Raw genomic sequence first — 19691 nt, forward strand, 5'->3', positions numbered from 1 at the left:
GGGGGGTGCTCACTCCTGGACTTGGAACGGGCCCGTGCTGAGGGGGAGTTCGGCTGCGGCGCCCCGGGCGGGCCGGTCGATGCCGAGGTTTCCGCGCAGGGTGGCGCTCTCGTACTCGGTGCGGAACAGGCCGCGGCGCTGCAGCTCGGGCACCACGAGGTCGACGAAGTCGTCCAGGCCCTCGGGGAGCACGGGCGGCATGACGTTGAAGCCGTCGGCGGCCTCCCCGGTGAACCACTCCTCCATGAGGTCGGCGACGTCCTGGGGGGTGCCGATGACGATGCGGTGCCCGCGGCCTCCGGTCAGGGACTGGTACAGCTCCCTGACCGTCAGGCCCTCGCGGCGCGCCTTGTCGTAGACGAGCTGCTGGCGGCTGGTGCTGCCCTGGGTGGGCGGCAGTTCGGGCAGCGGCTCGTCCAGCGGGAAGCCCGAGATGTCGATGTCGCCGAGGAGCTGGGTGAGCAGCCCCAACCCGACCACCGGGTCGACCAGTTCCTGCAGTACCGCGTACTTGTCCTCAGCCTCGGCGCGGGTGCGGCCGATCACCGGGAAGAGACCGGGCATCACCTTCATCTGGTCGGCGTCGCGCCCGTAGGCGGCGGCCTGCTGCTTGATGCCGCGGTAGAACGTCCGGCCCTCGTCCAAGGTCTGGGCGGCGGTGAACACCACCTCCGCCCAGCGGGCGGCGAAGTCCTGGCCGTCCGCGGAGGCGCCCGCCTGGATGAGCACGGGGTAACCCTGGGGCGAGCGGGCCACGTTGAGCGGACCGCGCACCGAGAAGTGCTCGCCCTTGTGGTCGAGGATGTGCAGTCCGTCGGGATCGAAGTAGCGCCCGGACTCCTTGTCGTACCCGAACGCGTCGTCGTCCCAGCTGTCCCACAGGCCGGTGACGACCTCCATGAACTCCCTGGCCCGGTGGTAGCGCGACGCGTGGTCGGGCTGGGAGTCGCGGTTGAAGTTCTTCGCCTCGGCGTCCGTCACCGAGGTGACGATGTTCCAGGCGGACCGGCCGGCGCTGAGGTGGTCGATCGAGGCGAACTTCCGCGCGATGTGGAACGGTTCGTTGTACGTCGTCGACGCGGTCGCCGCGAGACCGATGTGCGTGGTGTGCACGGCGAGGGCGGACAGGAGCGTCAGCGGGTCGAACTGGAGGAAGCGTCCCCATCGGCTCAGCTCGTCGGCGTTGCGGTACGGGGTGCGGATGCCCACCCCGTCGGCGACGAAGAACATGTCGAACTTGCCACGCTCGGCTGTGTGCAGGAGCTCGCGGTAGTGAGCGAAGTCCAGGCCGCCATTCGCGCGGGCCGTGGGGTGCCGCCAGGAGGCGACGTGGTAGCCGGGGGCCAGGAGAAAAGCTCCAAGACGGAGCGTACGGCGTGTCACGCCCATAGCAGGTCTCCGGTGTCCTTGCAGGTGAGCAACTTTTGATCTTTGGAACGAGACGGACACTAGATCAGGAGCCGAGAGGGGACACGGTTCTGCGTGCACTGTGGCTTTACCGCGTAAAACTCCTTCTGCTTCTTTTGATCAGCGTGCGGTAACGCCCCGATGACACCGGCGGAACGGCGCAGGCCCCACACCCTTCGGAGTGTGGGGCCTGGTGACACGCCGGGGGCCGCCCTCGTGGTGCGCGCTCAGCGGGGGCGCGGGCGGGAGGCACTGTGCGCGGACTCGTAGTGGTGCTCGGGGCGGCCGGCGCCCCCGTATTTCAGGGCGAGTTGGACGCTGCCGCACTCCTGCAGGTGCTTGAGGTAGCGCTGCGCGGTGGAGCGGCTCACCCCGGTGAGGTCGGCAACCTCCTGCGCGGACAGCGCCTTGCCGGCCCGGAGCAGCACGTCGCGGATGTGCTCGGTGGTCGCCGCCGAGTACCCCTTGGGCGGCACTTCCGCCTGGACCGGTGCGTGGAGCGTGCCGAAGATCTCGTCCACCTCGCCCTGGCCCAGGGAGTCCAAGCGGTCAAGGCGGTCACGCATCTGCGCGTACGACGTCAACTTGGCCCGCAGCGCCGCGAAACTGAACGGTTTGACCAGGTACTGCAGGACGCCGTTGCACAGCGCCGAGCTCACCTGCCCCGCCCCGTGGGCCGCCGAGACCATGATGATGTCGGTCTCGTGGCCGAGCCGACGGAGCCTGCGCACCAGCTGCAGCCCGTCCTCGTCGGGAAGGTAGTGGTCGAGCAGCATCATGTCGACGCTGCCGCGTTCGACGGCCATCAGCGCCTCGGCGGCCGTGTGGGCCCGGCCCATGACGCGGAATCCTGGGATGCGGGACACATAGCGGGAGTGGATCTCGGCGACGTAGAAGTCGTCGTCCACGACCAGGACGTCGATCACGGTGCCGCTCCCGCCGCCACGGGCGGATTCCGGGGCAGTCGGACCGTGAACACGGCACCACCGCCCGGCCGTTCGGCCGGCCGGACCGAGCCGCCGTAGCGTCGCGCGACGCCGTGGACGAGCGTGAGGCCGACCCCCCGACCGCGATGCGGCGGCGCCTTCTTCGTCGACCAGCCCTCGCGAAACACCGCCGCTCGCAGGGCGGTTGGCACACCCGGCCCGTTGTCGGCGACGCTCAGCACCGTGGCGCCTGGCTCCGCCCACATGCCGACCTCGGCGAAGTCGAGGAGCGGCTCGGACCGCCGTTCCTGCAGCGGGTGCGACTCCGGCACGTGGTCTCGCTCCGGTGCACGGTCTCGCTCCGGTGCGGGGTCGCCTAAGTGCTCCGCGACGAACTGCCGGGCCCGTGCGTACATTTCCAGATCGAGCAGGCCCGTGAGGGTGTGCAGGTAATTCGCCAGTTCGTGGTCACGAGCCGATGGCGTTGCGGCGAGAATTCGTTGGTTCTTCAACTTCCCCCCAGTGCATGCGCAAGATCAAAATCGTCAGTTCCCCGTTCTTCCTACACGGTCAGAATGAGCAGAACAATCTTTCCGAGGTAAAGCCGAGGTATGTGCCAGGACGGCCCTGACCTGGGCTCACGCCCCTAGCCTTGATGCCGCACGCAGCCGGTGCGTGCTTTTCAGGAGTCCTGGGAGGTGCTGGTGAGATCTGGAGCAGAACGGAGTGTTCTGGCTTTCGTGGACAGCGACTATGCGGACACTCCGTACGACAAGTGGGCGGCTGATACGGGCGTACGGCCGCACCTCCTGGTCTCCGCGGCCAAATTCCCGCAGTACAGGCACGTACCGGGCGCTGTCTCCCTCCCCGACTACCGCCAGGGCGGCGACGCGGAGCGGACGGCCCTCGACCTCGCCGAGCGCACGCCGCCCAGCGCGGTGATCGCCCGCATGGAGGGCGACTTGCTGCGCGCGGCGCGACTGCGGGAACTGCTCGGCGTGCCGGGCCAGGACTTCGCCAGCACCCTCGCGTTCCGCGACAAGGTCCATATGAAGACCCTGGTGCGCCAAAGCGGCCTCGAGGTACCGGAGTTCGCCCCGGTACGCGTGGCCTTCGACCTCTTCGGCTTCGTCCGCGAGCACGGCTACCCCGTGGTGGTGAAACCGGCCCTCGGTTCCGGTTCCACCGGCACCCAGGTGCTGCGCGGCCCCGCGGACCTGGCCCGGCTCCTCGCCGAAGGCCTGCCCGAACACGCCGAGGTGGAGCGGTTCGTGGAGGGGCAGATGTACGTGGTGGACGGGCTGGTGGCGGCGGGCGCACCGGTGGCCACGTTCGTCTCGCGCTACCTCAACGACTGTCTGTCCTTCCACGACGGCATATACCTGGGCTCGGCACAGCTCACCCGCGACCACCCGCTCACGGACCGGCTCATCGGCTATGCACGCCAGATCCTCGACGCACTGCCCACCCCCGAGTGCGCCACCTTCCACCTGGAGGTCTTCCACACGCCCGACGACCGCCTCGTGCTGTGCGAGATCGGCAGCAGGACCGGCGGCGCGCTGACCGCCCCCGCCATCCGCGCCGCCACCGGCTTCAACCTCGACGAGCAGTGGTTCCGGGCCCAGGTCGCCCCACAGACCCTGACCGATGCCAGGATTTACGGCGTCGCGCCCGGACAGAGCGCGGGCTGGGTCGTCTTCTACCCCGAACGGGGCACACTCGCGGCCCTGCCCGAGGACCCCCCGCCCTTCGTGGTGGAGGAACGCCTGCGGGGCACGGTGGGCACGGCATACCAAGGGGGCGTGAAGTCCGCTCACTACCTGGCCGCTTACGTCCTGACCGGCGCCGACGACCAGGAGGTCGAGCGGCGCGCCCAGGAACTCGCCCAGTGGTACGCCGCGGGGGTGCAGTGGACCGGACGCCACGGCGAGGACGACCACGCATCCCTCAACTGACAACAGATCAAACCCACTTCAGGCCGTACGACACCTGGCGCTTCGGGGCGCTGCGCGACAACGGGCTGCGGCTCACGGTCCCCACCGGCACGCTCCGCCAACACGGAGATGGTGCGCCACCTCAAAGGCATGACCCAGGACCTGTTCATCAGCAACTACAGGGCGATCAAACACTTCCGACGGGCAACCGCCCACACGCCCCGCAAGGCAACCAACCACCCCTCCGCGCCAGTCACGGACAGCTCGCCCACCACCATTCCAGCCACCCGGGACCCCTCCGATCCGCCCCCTCTTGAGTGAGACCCCACCGGGCACGAAGCACCGGAAACCACACATGCCTGGGCAACGGCCACCGACCGCTACCCAGGCATGCGCTGTTCTCGAAGACAGACGTGACTGAGGCGTGCCCGTCACGGCACCACCGCCTCACCAAGCCGACCGCAGGGCCCGAAGACCCCGTGAACGACGAATTACCGGTGATCCCTAAGGATTCAACCGGTAACTCGTGAACGGGAGAGGGGCGATCTCGCGAAAGTCCCAGTAAGTGTCCGAGGGGGGACTTGAACCATACGTACACGCCGGTGATGCGGGGTGAGTTGCGGCTGGCGTAGCCGTGGGTTCGAGTCCTCGGCGGGAGCCGCGATCAAGAGCTGGCCACCACCTCCCCCGTGGTCTGCGGAGATTTACTGGATGCGGCGGTAGCTGCACGGTCGCCGGACACGCGAGTGTGGTGATCACGACAGTGCCGTAGAGCTCCGTTTCAACGTGTGGTGGGTGACACAACGCCGCTTCGCTGATCTGGCAAACATACAGGTCAAATGGGGTTGACCATTCGAGGGCCCTACTTCCGCGTCCGTGCCGGATCGGGGCCGGATCGCTTTGGGATCGAGCAGCTGATGCGGTAAGGCGATGGCGCGCCGACAGGGTCGCGAGGACAGAGCGGCGAATGGCATCTCGGGCTCTGCGCGGGTAGTGCCCCTGGTAGGCGTTGGTGCAGCTCAGCGCTGGTAAGAGTGACTCTATCCACCGCAATGGGTGTAGTGCCATCGCCGGATCGGGTGAGCGCAAACCGTCGCCACCGACGGCAGGTGTTCTCATCAAGAACCTGATTGGTGATCGCTGGCCGGGCTGGTTCTTCATCAGCGGCAAGGGCAGAGTTCGTCATCCGTTGTCGTACCGATCAAGGAGCTTGCCCATCGAGCAGGCCGACTGGATGAGTCCGCCATGCGCCCCGCTGCCTGCCGCCGGAAGCCGGCGACGAACGGCAGGGAACCAGCGCAGGCCGCCTGGAGTGGCTCACCCGTTGGTCACGTGGCCAGCCTGCGCCCCGCCCGTCTGATCAGGCCTTCTCGATGGCCTCGAAGATCTCGGCGCCGGTCTCCTGCTGCCAGGTCGGGAGGTCGGCCACGTAGCCCGGCTTCGGGCCCTCGAAGTGCTTGAACATCGGGACCGTCCAGCACGTTGCGATGAACCGGCGCCCTTGGAACCCGCGGAGCGATCGGCGCGGTGCGCGGGCCTACCAGCCGCGGATCTTACGCCCGTAGTCGGTGTCAGGACCAAGCAGCGCGTCGGCGACCCGGCCGCCGGAGTCCTTGGCGCCGCCGCCGAAGTTCAGCCTACCGGCCGCGTTCGCACTGGCAGCGACGCCGTCCCAGTACTGAGCCTCGCGCTCGAAGCGCACCGGATCGACCAACCTCAACAGCTCCTCGGCGTTCAGACGAGTGCCGCCAAGGGCCCAGCTGGTGGCCTGATGGGCGGCGATACCGAGCCCCGCGAGAACCGCCGGTGCGGAGACCGCATCACGCGCCTCGAAATGCGGGAAGAGCTGGCCGATCAACTGCGACAGCAACGGCACAAGCTCGCGCTCGGCCTGCTCAGCGCTGACCCCCTCGGGCAGCTCGCCCTCGTGCACGGTGCCCGAGGAGAGCCCAAGCCCTCCCCTCCCGTGCAGCGCCGTGATCACCAGGACCCGCAGCGCAGACAGGGTCACGACCTCCGGGTCGGCCTTCGTCAGCTGCCGCTTGCGCGCCTGCACCAGCTTGCCGAACGGGACGATCTTCCCGTCGTGCTCTACCTTCACCGTCGCGGCGACCCGGTGGGCGAGCTGGGTACCGATGTCGCGCTGGTCCATCGACACGGCGAGGTTCTTAGCAACGGGCACACCCTCGACGTTGCGGTCGTAGAAGATCTGCCGCGAGTCCTCGACGCTAAGCCCGAAGTACAGCTCGAACGGCAGCCGTACGCTGCTGAGCTTCTCGTACGTCGTCCCGAACCGCTCCGGGTTGTCGAACAGCTCGTGCCAGGCGGTGACCTGGGTCTCTCCGTCGATGGCCACGACCGGCGACCCCGGGAGCACGGTGACCGTACGGATCCCGCTGCCCGCGATCAGCTCCTCACTCACTGCCCCCGGCTGCCCGTCGAGCCACAGCGTAATGGGCGGCGTGGACCAGGCCGCTCCGTGCCCGCCACCGATGCCGGTGGCAATGTAGGAGGCGTACGAAGTCACGTTCCGCCCCTTCTGCGAGGCCTTCAGCATCCGCTGCACGAGCCCGCGTACCTCGGCGTGTCGACGCACCGCACCGGAGGCGTACTTCAGGGCGCGCTTGTCCTCCTCTGCCCGGGGCGAGGGAACGAGCTGAAGCAGCGTCGGCAGCCCCAGGGTCCCGATCACCGCGTCCGGGCGGAACGGGGTGACTGTGAGCTGGATCCCCTCGACGGTCGTGGTCGGCATGGTGATGGTCATCGTGAAGCCTTGCCAGGCGAGTGGGATGGGGGATCGCGGCTGAGGCCTGGAGAGCGTGCTCACCGCGGCCGGCGCAACGAGAGTGACACCACAGTGTTAGCATTGTCAACGCGCTAACCGATTCCGAAGCGACGACGCCGCGTGTACTCTTGCCCTCATGGAGGACGAAGGATCCGATTCAGCACCAGTCGTCACGGCAGCGCAGATCGCACGGCTCGCCGGCGTCACCCGTGCCGCTGTCGCCAATTGGCGACGCCGGCACGACGATTTCCCCGCACCCGCCGGTGGGACGGCGGCAGGTCCGCTCTTCTCCGTTGCCGAGATCGAGACCTGGTTGGCCGGACAGCGCAAGGGACGAGGAGCCTCGCGGGAGGTCGCCCTCTGGCAGTCCCTGCGCGCCGTGTACAGCGACGACATGACGGCCGCCCTCGTGGATGTCGGCTCACACCTGACTGGGAAAGCCGGCGCGGCACTCCAGAGCCGACTCCGGGAATCCGTCGACGAGCTGGCCGCCGAGCGCACCGCTTCGCAACTCTTCCAGGACCTGATCACCCGTTTCCTCGCCTCAACCGGCCGCAGCAGTGCGCAGGCGTCCTCCTCTCCTCGCCTCATCCGCGCCTTCACGTACTTCGCCGGACCGGTGGAGGGCTTGGTCTATGACCCGGCCTGTGGCGCCGGATCGCTCCTGCTGGCGGTCGCGGGATCGCACGCGACCGGGCGGGCCGGGCAAGAGCTCAACGCCGGCCTGCTCCGACTGGCCGAGCTGACGACTCAGCTCAGCGGCGGCCCCCCGGCCACCCTTCAAGCCGGCGACTCCCTCCGGGACGACCAGCATCCCGATCTACGGGCCCAACTCGTTCTCTGCGAACCACCTCTCGGGCAGAACGACTGGGGCCGTGAGGAGCTGCTGCTCGACGCCCGATGGGAACTGGGCACACCACCCCGCGCAGAGAGCGACCTGGCCTGGCTCCAGCATTGCTACTTCCACACCGCCCCTGGAGGCCGCGTACTCATCGCGCTCGCGCCGTCCGCTGCGTACCGCAGAAGCGGCCGTCGGATCCGGGCGGAACTGGTGCGCCGCGGCGCCCTCACCTCGGTTACCGCCCTGCCCCCAGGCATGGCGACAAGCCACAACCTGCCGGTCCTGTTGTGGGAGCTTCGCCGTCCGGCGTCGCCGGGTGAGGAGGTCCGGTCCGTACGCATGGTCGACCTCACGTCCAACGATCCGGATGGCCCGCTGGAACCTGCCCCGGACCAGGTCGCCGATGTGCCGCTGATCGACCTCATCCGTGAAGAGGTGGACCTCAGGCCGTCCTCGTACGTGAAAGTGGCCCAGCCCGACTACCCGACCGAGTACACCAATCTCCGCACAGCCCTCGAACGTCAACTCCGCGAACTGGCCGTGCTGTTGCCACCGTTGCCACCGGGCCCAGGAGCAGGCTCCATGGACGAGATCACCCCGGTGGGCGTCAGCGATCTGATCCAGGCAGGTCTGGTACGCACAGAGGAAGGCGAGGCAGCTTCCACCAGCGACCAGCTCGACACGGACTACCTGCGGGGATTCCTCCGCAGCGCGGCCAATACCCGCCGCAACACCTCCGCCACGGGCACCTACCGAGCGGACCCACGCGGGGCGCAGCTGCCACAGATGGCCATCGAAGAGCAACGCCATTACGGGGCGGTGTTCCGGGACTTGGGTGAGTTCGAGCGAAGACTCAAGGAACTTGCCAGGATGGGCGATCAAGTCACCCGCCTGGCGTACGACGGGCTGACCAACGGCGCCCTCACGCCGGCAGAGACTGCACACAACGTGACATCACAAGACGCAATACGAGAAGGTGCCGAGTGAGCAACACCAACCAGGAACTTGCCGACTTCATCTGGTCGGTGGCCGATCTGCTGCGCGGCGACTACAAACGCTCGGAGTACGCCAAGGTCATCCTGCCGCTCACGGTGCTGCGCCGCTTCGACTGCGTGATGGAGGAGAAGGGCACGCGCGAGGCCGTATGGGCGCGAAATGACTCGTTCGCAGGTGAGCACAAGGACTCGCTCCTGATCGGAGTTTCGGGGCTCCCCTTCTTCAACACCTCCCGGCAGAGCTTCAAGACCATCGGCAGTGCTGCCAAGAATGTCTACTCCAACCTCAAGGACTACATCCGCGGTTTCTCCCCCGAGGTCACGGAGATCATCGACCGGTACGACTTCCACATCCAGATCGAGCGCCTTGAGGAGGCCGACCTGCTCTACCTGGTGGTCCAGGAGTTCGCGGCGATGGACCTCAGCCCAAGTAAGGTCAGCAACCACGACATGGGTTACGTCTTCGAAGAGCTGATCCGCAAGTTCGCGGACGCCTCTAACGAGACGGCCGGTGAGCACTTCACACCGCGCGAGGTCATCAAGCTGATGGTCGAACTGCTCCTGGGACCCGACGAAGAACTGATCCGCAAGCCCGGCGCGGTCATCGACATCCTGGACCCGGCATGCGGCACCGGCGGCATGCTCGCCGCCGCGGAGGAACACATCAGGGACCTCAAGCCAGGCGCCCGCGTCAACCTGTTCGGGCAGGAGATCAACGCCGAGTCGTACGCGATCTGCCGCTCCGACATGCTTCTCAAGGGGCACAACGCCGGCAACATCCGGTTCGGCAACACCTTCACCCGCGACTGGCACGAAGACCGCAAGTTCAGCTACATGCTGGCCAACCCGCCCTTCGGCGTGGAATGGAAGAAGTCGGAGAAGGCGGTCCGCGAGGAGCACGACGACCGTGGCTTCGACGGGCGCTTCGGGGCAGGACTCCCCCGGATCAACGACGGCTCGTTCCTCTTCCTCCAGCACATGCTCCACAAGATGCAGCCGCTGAAGAAGGACGAGAACGGCAAGGAGATCGGTGGCTCGCGCATCGCCATCGTCTTCAACGGCTCCCCGCTCTTCAGCGGCGGCGCGGGCTCCGGCGAATCGGAGATCCGCCGCTGGATCCTGGAGAACGACTACCTTGAGACCATCGTCGGCCTCCCGGACCAGCTCTTCTACAACACTGGTATCTCGACGTACTTCTGGATCCTCAGCAACCGCAAGCCCAAGCACCGCAAGGGCAAGGTCGTCATGATCGACGCGCGGGGGGAGTGGGTGAAGCGTCGAAAGTCCCTCGGCGAGAAGCGCAAGGAGATCTCCGAGGAGCAGATCGCCGGCATCTGCGCCCTGTACCGCGACGCCGAGCAGATCGCGGCGGACGAGAACCACCCGCAGCACGCCAAGGTCAAGATCCTCCGCAATGAGGAGTACGGCTACCAGCGCATCACCGTGGACCGCCCGCTGAAACTCCGCTTCGAGATCACCGAGGACACGCTGAGGGAGCTGGCGGCTTCCGCGGCGTTCCAGAAGGTGCTGGGTGACAGGAAGATGTCGGAGGAGGACGTAGCCAAGCGCCAGGCGCAGTTCGTGGCGGCGCTCCGTCCCCTGATTGGGGAAGTCTGGCCGACCAAGTCCGACGCATGGGACATGCTACACAAAGCGGTCGCCTCGGCCGGCCTGATCTGGCCATCCGGCGCAGCCTTCCAGAAGGCCCTGCGCGACGCGGTGGGCGTACGTGACCCAAAGGGCGAGGTCCAGTACGCGAAGGCCAAGCAGCCGGAACATGACCCTGACCTTCGCGACGCCGAGAACGTACCGATGGACCAGAACATCGACGACTACTTGGCGGAACAGGTCACCCCGCACGTCAAGGACGCATGGATCGCGGAGCTGAAGAATCCGAAAACAAAGCTGACCGAGCGCTACAAGGTCGGCTATGAGATCCCGTTCACGCGACATTTCTACGTGTACGAACCGCCACGACCCCTCGCGGAGATCGACAAGGAGCTCAAATCCCTTGAGGCCGAGATCCAGGCGCTGCTGGGCCAGGTGACGGGATGACTGGACGGCCTACCACTCTGCGCACAGTCGCAGAAGTCGCTCTCGGCCGCCAACGGTCGCCGCAGCATGCGCAAGGACCCCACATGACGCGCTACTTGCGAGCGGCCAACGTCAAGGACGGCGTACTGGACCTCAACGACGTCCAGTCGATGAACTTCTCGCCGTCGGAGCAAGTCACCTTCTCCCTGCAACCAGGCGATGTCCTGGTCAGCGAAGGGAGTGGAAGCCTGACAAGCGTTGGAGCGTCGGCCGTGTGGCGGGGCGAACTCGAAGGAACCGTCTGCTTCCAGAACACCCTGCTGCGTCTCCGTCCTCGTAGCGGTGTGGACGGAGATTTCCTGGGTTGGTGGGCTCGTTCCGCCTTCGGTTCGGGTGCTTTCGCCTCCATCGCGACAGGGGCCAACATTTACCACGTCAGCGCTGAACGCGTGCGGGCGCTGTCAGTAAACCTCCCCTCGCAGGACGAACAACGCCGTATCGCAGAATTCCTCGACGCAGAGACCGCCCGAATCGACAGACTCGTATGCTTGCGGACGGAAAGCGTGGAGCTCCTCAAGTCGCAAGAATCAGCGCGTATGGATTCCGAGGTCCGCGGCGCTAAGAGCAAAACGAAAAAGCCTGCAGAGTACGCCCCTTTCGGTGAAATTCCGAGCCATTGGAAGGAGGGCAGACTCCGATCGGTTGACTGCGAGGTCCAAACTGGCCCTTTCGGTAGTCAACTACATGCCGAGGACTACGTAGCAGACGCCTGGCCCGTAATTAATCCCGCAAATATTTCGCCGTCAGGCTTGACCGCAGACCGGCAAGTAACGGTTTCCGATCAGACTAGAGACCGACTCTCTCACCATATCCTGAACCCGGGAGACGTGGTATTTGGCCGCCGAGGTGAGCTCGGCCGAGCTGGCATCGTGATCGATAGCCAAGCTGGATGGGTGTGCGGAACAGGCTCACTGCGCGTTCGATTTCGAAATGAATCATTCAACTCCGGCTACCTGCGTCGATTCCTTTCTATTCCCTCCGTTCGCTACTACTTCCACTTCAACGCGATCGGGAGTACCATGCCGAACCTCAATAGCTCCATCCTTCTAGGAATGCCGCTACTATTCCCCGGAGTCCAAGAGCAGGTCGAGATTGCGACGGAGTGTGACCGGATTGAGAGGGAGGTCAGACTTCGCACTGAATTGGTTGAGCGCCAGACCAATTTGCTCAAGGAACGCCGTCAAGCCCTGATCGCTGCCGCCGTGACCGGCCAGTTCGACGTCTCGACCGCCTCCGGACGAGGAGTTGACACCCCGTGACTATCGACCGCGGTGACTCGGCACCATCCGTCCGTGACGCCCGTAACCTCCAGTCCGGAAAAGCGAGGAGCCTGATTCCCATGGCGCGCGTAGACACCGAGGGAGCGTTCGAGAACGCCGTCGAGGCTGGGCTCCTCGCGCAAAGATGGAAGCCGGGCCTAGCCAAAGAGTACAAGCATGAACTCGGCATTGAGACTGCCGATTTGGCCGCCTTCCTGCGCGCCTCACAGAAGGACGCCTGGCTTCGGCTCCAGGCCGAGTACGGCGAGGACGAGGGGGCCTCGATCGTGAGGTTCGCCAAGCGCGTGGCGCAGCAGATCGACGCCCGCGGCGTACTCGACGTCCTCCGACGCGGGGTAAACGACCGCAACGTGAAAATCCAGCTCGCATACTTCCGGCCCGCTCACACACTCGCCGCCGATGCCCTGGACGAGTACAACGCCAACCAACTCACCTTCGTACGGCAGTTTCACTATTCGACGAAGACACCTGCCAAGTCCGTCGACATGGCGCTGTTCGTGAACGGAATCCCCACCGCCTCTGTCGAGCTGAAGAACCACCTCACGGAACACCCGCAGAGCGTCGAGGACGCCATCCGCCAGTACCGCACCGATCGCGATCCGAAGGAGCTGTTCTTCGCCAAACGCACGCTCGTGCACTTCGCGGTGGACCCGACCCTGGCATTCCTCACCACCCGCCTGGCCGGGAAGAAGACCCGCTTCCTGCCGTTCAACACCGGCTCCGGTGGCCCCGGTGTCACCGGCGGTGCGGGCAACCTGCAGACCACGGACGAACAGGACGGCACGTACCCAGTCTCATACCTCTGGAAGCAGATCTGGAACCGAGACAACTGGCTTGAGCTGCTGGAGCGTTACCTGCACGTCGAGGACAAGCAGGCAAAGGCCGGCAAGTCCCCTTCGCACCGTCCCGGCAGTGCGCACAACCAGCCGTTGATCTTCCCCCGCTACCACCAGTGGCATGCCGTACAGCAGCTCACCGACCACGCGACCCGGCACGGGGCCGGGGAGAACTACCTTGTCCAGCACTCGGCCGGTTCGGGCAAGTCCAACACCATCGCCTGGCTCGCCCACCGCCTGTCGTCCCTGCACACCCCGGAGGATCCGGCACAACTCGGCGAGACCATCCGGGCGAAGGGCGCCGAACCCAATGAGCCGGTCTTCGACAAGGTCATCGTCATCACCGACCGCCGAGTCCTGGACAAACAACTCCAGGACACCATCTTCCAGTTCACCCACACGCCCGGTGTCGTACGACGCATCGACGAAGACTCCACCCAGCTCGCCGAAGCGCTAACTGGGTCCACCGCGCGGGTCGTCATCACTACCCTGCAGAAGTTCCCGTTCATCCTGAAAAAGGTCGGCGGGCTCGGGAAGCTCCGCTATGCGGTGATCATCGATGAGGCGCACTCCTCGCAGGGCGGCGACGGCTCCGCAGCGCTGAAGAAGGCCCTCGGCTCCAAGGCTGTGGACGCGGACGGCGACCCACTGACCGCCGAGGCCCTGGCGCGCGGGCAACAGCCGAACATGTCTTTCTTCGCGTTCACGGCCACCCCCAAGCCTAAGACGCTCGAACTCTTTGGTACGCCCGACCCGGTCACCGGCCAACCGGGCCCCTTCCACGTGTACTCGATGCGCCAGGCCGTCGACGAGGGCTTCATCCTCAACGTGCTGGACACCTTCATCACGTATGGCACCTACTTCAAACTTCGCAACGAAGCGGCTGAGCAGGTCGAGCAGCAAGTGGACCCGCGCAAGGCGCGCTCCAAGCTTGTGCGTGCGGCGCTGCTGTCCGAGGCATCGCTGGCGCAGCGGGCGAAGATCATGGTCGATCACTTCCGCTCCCACAGCGCGGGCAGCCTCGGTGGCCGGGCCAAGGCCATGGTCGTCACGCCTAGCCGCGAGCATGCGATCCAGCTCTTCCTCGCGATCCGCAAGTACGTGGACGAGCGGGGCGCCACGGACTGCACCCCGCTGGTCGCGTTCTCCGGTGCACTGACAGTTGATGAGGTCGAGTACACCGAGTCCAAGCTCAACGGCTTCCCGGAGAAGGAACTACCAGCCCGGTTCGGGTACGTGCGCGCCGACGACTCGAACCCGCCGTCCGTACCGAAGCCCGAGTACCGCATCCTCGTCGTCGCGGAGAAGTACCAGACAGGCTTCGACCAACCGCTACTGACGACGATGTACGTGGACAAACCGCTCGCCAACGTCGCAGCCGTACAGACACTGTCCCGCCTGAACCGGACACACCCGCTGAAATCCCAGGAAGACCTGTTCGTCCTTGACTTCGCCAACAAGTTCGAGGTCATCAAGGACGCTTTCCAGGCCTACTACGGGACGTCTCTGACCGAGCCGACCGACCCCAACCTGCTGTTCGACCGGCAGGACGAGGTCATGGGCTACCAGCTGCTCGTGGAAGCCGAGATGGACGCGCTGGTCAAGGCGTACTTCGCAGCCTTCGACGACGGCCGCGCCACAGAGGACCAGGTCGAGAAGGCGCACGCGCGGCTCTACCACTACACGGCCCCGGCCGTGGACCGCTTCAACGGTCTCGCGGCCCAGGAGCCGGAAAAGGCCGAGGAGTTCCGCCGGGCCCTGGAGTCGTACGTCAAGGCGTACGGCTGGCTCTCGCACATCATCGGCTTCGAGAACTTGGAGCTCGAACGATTGTTCCAGTACGGGCGGTTCCTGCTGCGCCGGCTTCCGCGTCCCGACGGTACCGCGGCCGCCGACATAGGCGAGACGGTGCCCAGCCACATGCTGGTCAAGCAGACCGGAACCCCAGAGCTGAAACTGGAGGCGGTCGGAGCCCAGGTGCTGCCGGGTCTGGTCGCCCAGGCCGCAGGTGCGGCGGTGGAGGTTGAGGAAAAGTCACTCGCCGAGGTCATCCAGTCCATCAACGATGAGCTCGGCGCGGAACTGTCCACCGCAGACCAGATCTTGCTCGGGCAGCTCGTCGTGACGATCGCAGAGAACACGGACATGCAGGAGATGGCCCTGGCCCAGGATGAGGAGACCTACGGCCGGGAACTCGCGAAGGACATGGACGACTTCGTGATCAAGCAGGCGCAGTCCAATGACGCGCTGATGGTCCGCTACTTCGACGACGACAAGGTGAACCGCCTCTTCAGGCGGGTTGCGACAGCCCAGTCGTACAACTTGATCCGGCGACCGGCCCGCCGCGAGGCCGACCGGCAGGCAACTGCCGAACGGGCGGCGGAGTTGAAGAGCCGTGGATCGAAGCCCACCGGGCCTGCCGGACCTCCTGCACCGTAATCTGCACTGACGATCAGCACGAGGGAGAGGGGTGCGGCATGGGGGACGACACGGCACCGGCCCAGGACGCGGGGCGGTTCGAGAGAGCGCTGGCCGGGCGGTATCGGCTGAACACGCTCATCGGCGCGGGCGGCATGGGCGAGGTCTGGCAGGCATACGACGAGAGCCTGGACCGCCGCGTCGCCGTCAAGATGATGATCGACGAGCAGCCGCACGCGTACGTCGTCCGGAATGCCGCCCACCATGAGGCGATGGAGACCCGGCGCCGACGCTTCCTTCGTGAAGTGCGTACGACCGCCGGACTCCATGAGCACCCCGGTATCCCGGCGGTCTACGACACCGGATTCGACGAGGCGAGCGGGCGGTTGTACGTGGTGATGCAACTGCTTAGGGGGCGCGAGCTCCAAACCCTCATCGACGAGACGGACTACGACTACGAGCCGCTGCCACTTGCTTGGGCAGCGGCCATCGGAGCACAGATCGCCTCCGCCCTGGACGAAGTCCACCGCCACGACGTCGTACACCGCGACATCAAGCCGGCCAACCTGATGCTCACCCCGGGCGGGGTGGTGAAGGTGCTCGACTTCGGTGTCGCGGCCCTGCTCGGTTCGGGATCGAACCCCCATCTGACCCAGCCCGGGATGACCGTGGGCACCCCCGCCTACATGTCCCCCGAGCAGAGCCTGGCCAACGCGGTCGGCCCGGCCGCCGACATCTACGCACTCGCCTGCGTGATCTATCAACTGCTCACCGGCCACACGCCTTTCACCGAATCCGACGGCAAGTCCGTCACCTGGCACCAGGTGAACACCGACGCCCCGGCCGTCGGTGAGCTGCGCCCGGACGTACCCGGCGTCATCGAGCGACTGCTGCTGGGCATGATGAAGAAGGACCCCGAAGACCGGATGTCGGCGGCAACGGTCTACGAGGCCTTGCTGCCACTGGCCTCTCAGGGGGCCCCGGCCGGCACTTCGCCTCTGGTCGCCGCCAGCGGGCTCGAACTAGATCCGTGTACGCCCTTCACCCGCCCGTTCGGCGGATCGGTCCGCCGCGGGCGCGGCCGAGCGAGGGCTTACACGCCGACCGTGCTGGACACCCAGGCTGCGGCGGGCCCCGGCGTACTGCCCCTGAGCGATGCCGAGGCCGAGGAAGCCGCCGAGCGCGCGTCGGAACTCGTCAGCCAGAAGCAGTTCACCCAGGCAGCCGATGTACTGACGGATGCACTGGCAAGAGCCACGGACAACGCTCTGGTGGACGATCTGACCCTGTCCCTCGCGCACGTGAAATTCCTCGCCGGGGCGCACAGCGAGGCACTCGGCCTCTTCCAGGAGGCCGCGAAGGGGTTCGGCCGACGGTTCGGCTCGGACGACGTCGAGGTGCGGCGGTGCCTCTATTACGAGGCCGAGTGCCGCATGGAACTCGGCGAGACCACCGCTGCCGTCACGGCCTTCACTGCATATGCGCAGGACGGCCCGGACGAGGGCGACGAGGATGCCGTCGATCTTCATCTGGAAGCGCTCGCCCAGATCATGCGCCTGGAGGCGGGATCGGAGCGGTTCTCGCAGGCACGGGCCGCCGCGATCAACCTTCGCGACGCGACGCGACGCTATCGCGGGCCGCAGGCTCCGGAGCTCGCTGACATCGACGGATTTATCGAGCGGCTGGGGCGGTTCGAGTAAGCGGCGTGGTAGGGACCGCCCGGATGCGGTCCCTACCACCCGTACGACCGCTCAGTGCTCCGCCGCGTACCCGACGCCGGACAGCGGATCGGGCCAGGGCCTCCTCCTTGTCGCGGCCGTGGTTGCCCATGGGGGGACGCAGCCGCGCCCCCGCATCGGGAAAGCGGTTTGGGTCGAGCTGGACACCGATGCCGGCCCTACGCCGTAACTCATCCGGTCAGTCCTCGTCGTTCTGGCTGTCGAGCCACTCGGTGGCCAGCTCGTACAGATTCCGCTTGCCGTCCGGAGTCCAGCGCGCCGGCGCCTGCACCGACGTCGGGGCCTCGTCCCATCCGGCAAGTTCCCAGATACGCAGGACCAACTTGTTGGCGGAATACAACTGACCATCGTACGCCCAGAGAAGCGGCTTGCTGCGGTCGTTCTGCCAGGTCGCCTGCACCCTGCGGGAGTCGGCTGCGATCCATTCCTTCACGGCACGAGCCTCGGGAACATTGCCCGGGATGTACGTAAGCGGAGTACTGTCCGCAAGCAGTCCTGCATTGATCAAAGTTGGGACCGTGTCGGGACGCCTCGCCCTCCGACTCTTCTGAGCGGGTGGCTGGTAGTTCTCGGGGAGCTCTGGTACAGGTCGGCCACTGCGCACATCTGGCAGGACGAGGCGGGCAAGCTCGCGGCATTTGGTCTCGTTGGTGAACGTACTCGTAAGGAACGATGTAGGGCCGAACCTCGCATCGACATGGTGGATCAGCCACGAGAGTACGGCCCCGGTCAGGCCGGGCACCGCCGCGACCGCCACCGCCAGGTTGTACCCCGGTTCGTCGATGTCGTCGATGTCGAGAAGCTGGAACACCAGGTGGGCGACCAGCAGGTCACCTCGCTGAGCCGCATCCGCGGCCCGTCCGTACACACGCTTGCGCAATGCGTCGAGCGCCTCACCCACGGCCCGGTGGATGCATACGCTGCGCCATATCCGAAACGCACTCGGGATTTCGCCGAACAGCCGCGGATAGGCCCCACTCCTGCCCCGCTCCCACAAGAGGTCCGTGTCCCGCTTGGCGCGCACGGTGAGCTCGGGAGTCCGATGGGCGCAGGCCAGGGCGATCGCCGCGTGTACCACGGAGCATCCGGATTCCGGAGCGGGATCAGCTTCCCCACGCTTGAAGACGTACAACTTCTGCAGTGAGAGGTCGAAGTCCTCGCGGATCAACTCTTGGGCATTGTCCAGGGCCACGAAATCCCGTTGGGACACGTCGTTCTGGGTGTTCGTGGTCTCCGTGATTCGAGCTGCGTACCGCCCTCGATCGCCTCCGAGGGAGATGACCTTGACGGTGACATCGGCGTCATCAACAGTATCCGGGGTCAATTCCCTCGCTTTGTGGATCTCGGTCACCGTCTGAGCCCCGTTGACGACGCTAGCGCGACTCAGCCGCAACTCGACCGTCTCATCTGGGCGTCGCCTCCCCGGCCAGTTGGGCTCGATCTCGTCACACAGAATGGTGATGCCGTTGTTGAAGTACCAGAAGTTGTCCGGTTCTTCGCTGAGGGTGGTCTGGATGCCGGAGTTGATTCGTGTGAGCCCCAAGGACTTGCGGATGTTCTCGTCATAGAGGCGATCCCCATGGTCTTCGTACCACTGCGCGACCTCGGAAGCCGCGACCGACCCCTGATAGGCCACGAACGGCATGTCCCTCTTGATCCACTGAGGCATGCGGACAGTGATGTCGACCGGCTCCGGAGCGCGGTCATTCTTCAGCTGCTGGAGCAGCTCAGCCGCCCCCATGAGCCGGTAGTCCAGCATCGGCCCGAGACCGAAATGGTCATCGGCCGCCCGTTCCAGGACCGCTTCCGTATCAGCGTGGAGCGGGTCGTTGCCGACGACCGCGATCACCAGGGTGATCTTGAGTCGAGTGTCCGTCAGAGCCGAATCCAACCGGGCGGCGAAGGGCAGCAACTTGTCATTGAACAGATCGAACCGGCGCTGTTCCAGCAGGCCCAACCCGTCGATGAAGGCACGTGCGGCGTGGGTGTCAAAACCGGCCGTACCCGAGTCCTTCCACTTCGCCTGGACGAGCCAGACTTGAGCGCCGTCGGTCACGGCAACAGCGTCGATGCCGTTGTCCCGGCTACCGTCGATCACGGCATCCGCACATGCCTTGTGATCCCAGCCTGTTACCCGGCGAATAGCAGTCGCAGCAACCGCTCGGGAAAGAAACGCCCGATCCCGCTCCACCTCAGAATTCCGCTGGAGGTCGCTCTCGTCGATGAGTCCCCGGTATCCCCGGATCAACGCCTCACGGATCTGGTGCAGCTCTAGCGTCGTCGTCTTGATGGGTCCCCGCCCCGTATTGCCCACAGCCAGCTCTCTCCGCCCGCTCACGTACCCTGATGGCCGCGCTAACCAAGGTTATCCTCGCCTGTCTCTTCCTCGCTGGCTCCTCCGCAGACATCGGCTCCTGCTTCGGCAACCAGTCGTGG

At 66.0% G+C, this 19691-nt stretch carries 11 protein-coding genes; 6 read left to right on the forward strand and 5 right to left on the reverse strand.

Annotated elements, in window-relative coordinates; all coding sequences use genetic code 11:
• Window positions 1-9 precede the first annotated feature (9 nt).
• From ACZ4S3_RS03370 to ACZ4S3_RS03380, 3 genes are all read right to left on the reverse strand, one after another.
• Window positions 10-1389: an LLM class flavin-dependent oxidoreductase gene (locus ACZ4S3_RS03370; RefSeq protein WP_467925099.1), complete on the reverse strand. Its 1380-nt coding sequence runs from the start codon at window positions 1387-1389 to the stop codon at window positions 10-12.
• 245 nt (window positions 1390-1634) lie between these two features.
• A complete protein-coding gene (locus ACZ4S3_RS03375) occupies window positions 1635-2333 on the reverse strand; it encodes a response regulator (RefSeq protein ID WP_467925101.1) in 699 nt (232 codons plus the stop codon).
• Window positions 2330-2845, reverse strand: a complete 516-nt coding sequence (locus ACZ4S3_RS03380) for a sensor histidine kinase (RefSeq protein WP_467925103.1) — start codon at window positions 2843-2845, stop codon at window positions 2330-2332. The genes ACZ4S3_RS03375 and ACZ4S3_RS03380 overlap by 4 nt, the downstream gene beginning before the upstream one ends.
• A gap of 228 nt (window positions 2846-3073) precedes the next feature.
• Here ACZ4S3_RS03380 and ACZ4S3_RS03385 point away from each other — a divergent pair, with 228 nt between their 5' ends.
• Window positions 3074-4288: an ATP-grasp domain-containing protein gene (locus ACZ4S3_RS03385; RefSeq protein ID WP_467925105.1), complete on the forward strand. Its 1215-nt coding sequence runs from the start codon at window positions 3074-3076 to the stop codon at window positions 4286-4288.
• A gap of 1516 nt (window positions 4289-5804) precedes the next feature.
• Here the strand turns inward: ACZ4S3_RS03385 and ACZ4S3_RS03390 are convergent.
• Window positions 5805-7031, reverse strand: coding sequence for a ParB N-terminal domain-containing protein (locus ACZ4S3_RS03390; protein WP_467925107.1), 1227 nt, complete (start codon window positions 7029-7031; stop codon window positions 5805-5807).
• A 157-nt stretch (window positions 7032-7188) separates the two neighbouring features.
• Here ACZ4S3_RS03390 and ACZ4S3_RS03395 point away from each other — a divergent pair, with 157 nt between their 5' ends.
• From ACZ4S3_RS03395 to ACZ4S3_RS03415, 5 genes are all read left to right on the forward strand, one after another.
• Entirely contained in the window at window positions 7189-8880 is a 1692-nt protein-coding gene (locus ACZ4S3_RS03395) for an N-6 DNA methylase (RefSeq protein ID WP_467925109.1), read from the forward strand.
• Entirely contained in the window at window positions 8877-10943 is a 2067-nt protein-coding gene (locus ACZ4S3_RS03400; protein WP_467925111.1) for a type I restriction-modification system subunit M, read from the forward strand. The genes ACZ4S3_RS03395 and ACZ4S3_RS03400 overlap by 4 nt, the downstream gene beginning before the upstream one ends.
• A gap of 83 nt (window positions 10944-11026) precedes the next feature.
• Window positions 11027-12241 (forward strand): restriction endonuclease subunit S, encoded by a 1215-nt coding sequence (locus tag ACZ4S3_RS03405; RefSeq protein ID WP_467925113.1) that lies wholly within the window; start codon window positions 11027-11029, stop codon window positions 12239-12241.
• Between the two features lie 80 nt (window positions 12242-12321).
• Window positions 12322-15537 carry a type I restriction endonuclease subunit R gene (locus tag ACZ4S3_RS03410; protein WP_467925115.1) on the forward strand — a complete coding sequence of 1072 codons (3216 nt, stop codon included), beginning with the start codon at window positions 12322-12324 and terminating at the stop codon, window positions 15535-15537.
• Between the two features lie 38 nt (window positions 15538-15575).
• Window positions 15576-17216: a protein kinase domain-containing protein gene (locus tag ACZ4S3_RS03415; protein WP_467925117.1), complete on the forward strand. Its 1641-nt coding sequence runs from the start codon at window positions 15576-15578 to the stop codon at window positions 17214-17216.
• A 217-nt stretch (window positions 17217-17433) separates the two neighbouring features.
• Here the strand turns inward: ACZ4S3_RS03415 and ACZ4S3_RS03420 are convergent, their stop codons facing one another.
• On the reverse strand, window positions 17434-19569 hold the full coding sequence (locus tag ACZ4S3_RS03420; protein ID WP_467925119.1) for an AIPR family protein: 2136 nt from the start codon (window positions 19567-19569) through the stop codon (window positions 17434-17436).
• Window positions 19570-19691: the final 122 nt, after the last annotated feature.

It is taken from the genome of Streptomyces sp. NPDC028368 (assembly GCF_055565615.1).

Coding starts and splice junctions, on each gene's coding strand:
- ACZ4S3_RS03395 (WP_467925109.1), top strand. CDS start 7,189: ATGGAGGACGAAGGATCCGATTCAGCACCAGTCGTCACGGCAGCGCAG.
- ACZ4S3_RS03390 (WP_467925107.1), bottom strand. CDS start 7,031: ATGACCATCACCATGCCGACCACGACCGTCGAGGGGATCCAGCTCACA.
- ACZ4S3_RS03410 (WP_467925115.1), top strand. CDS start 12,322: ATGGCGCGCGTAGACACCGAGGGAGCGTTCGAGAACGCCGTCGAGGCT.
- ACZ4S3_RS03405 (WP_467925113.1), top strand. CDS start 11,027: ATGACGCGCTACTTGCGAGCGGCCAACGTCAAGGACGGCGTACTGGAC.
- ACZ4S3_RS03415 (WP_467925117.1), top strand. CDS start 15,576: ATGGGGGACGACACGGCACCGGCCCAGGACGCGGGGCGGTTCGAGAGA.
- ACZ4S3_RS03370 (WP_467925099.1), bottom strand. CDS start 1,389: ATGGGCGTGACACGCCGTACGCTCCGTCTTGGAGCTTTTCTCCTGGCC.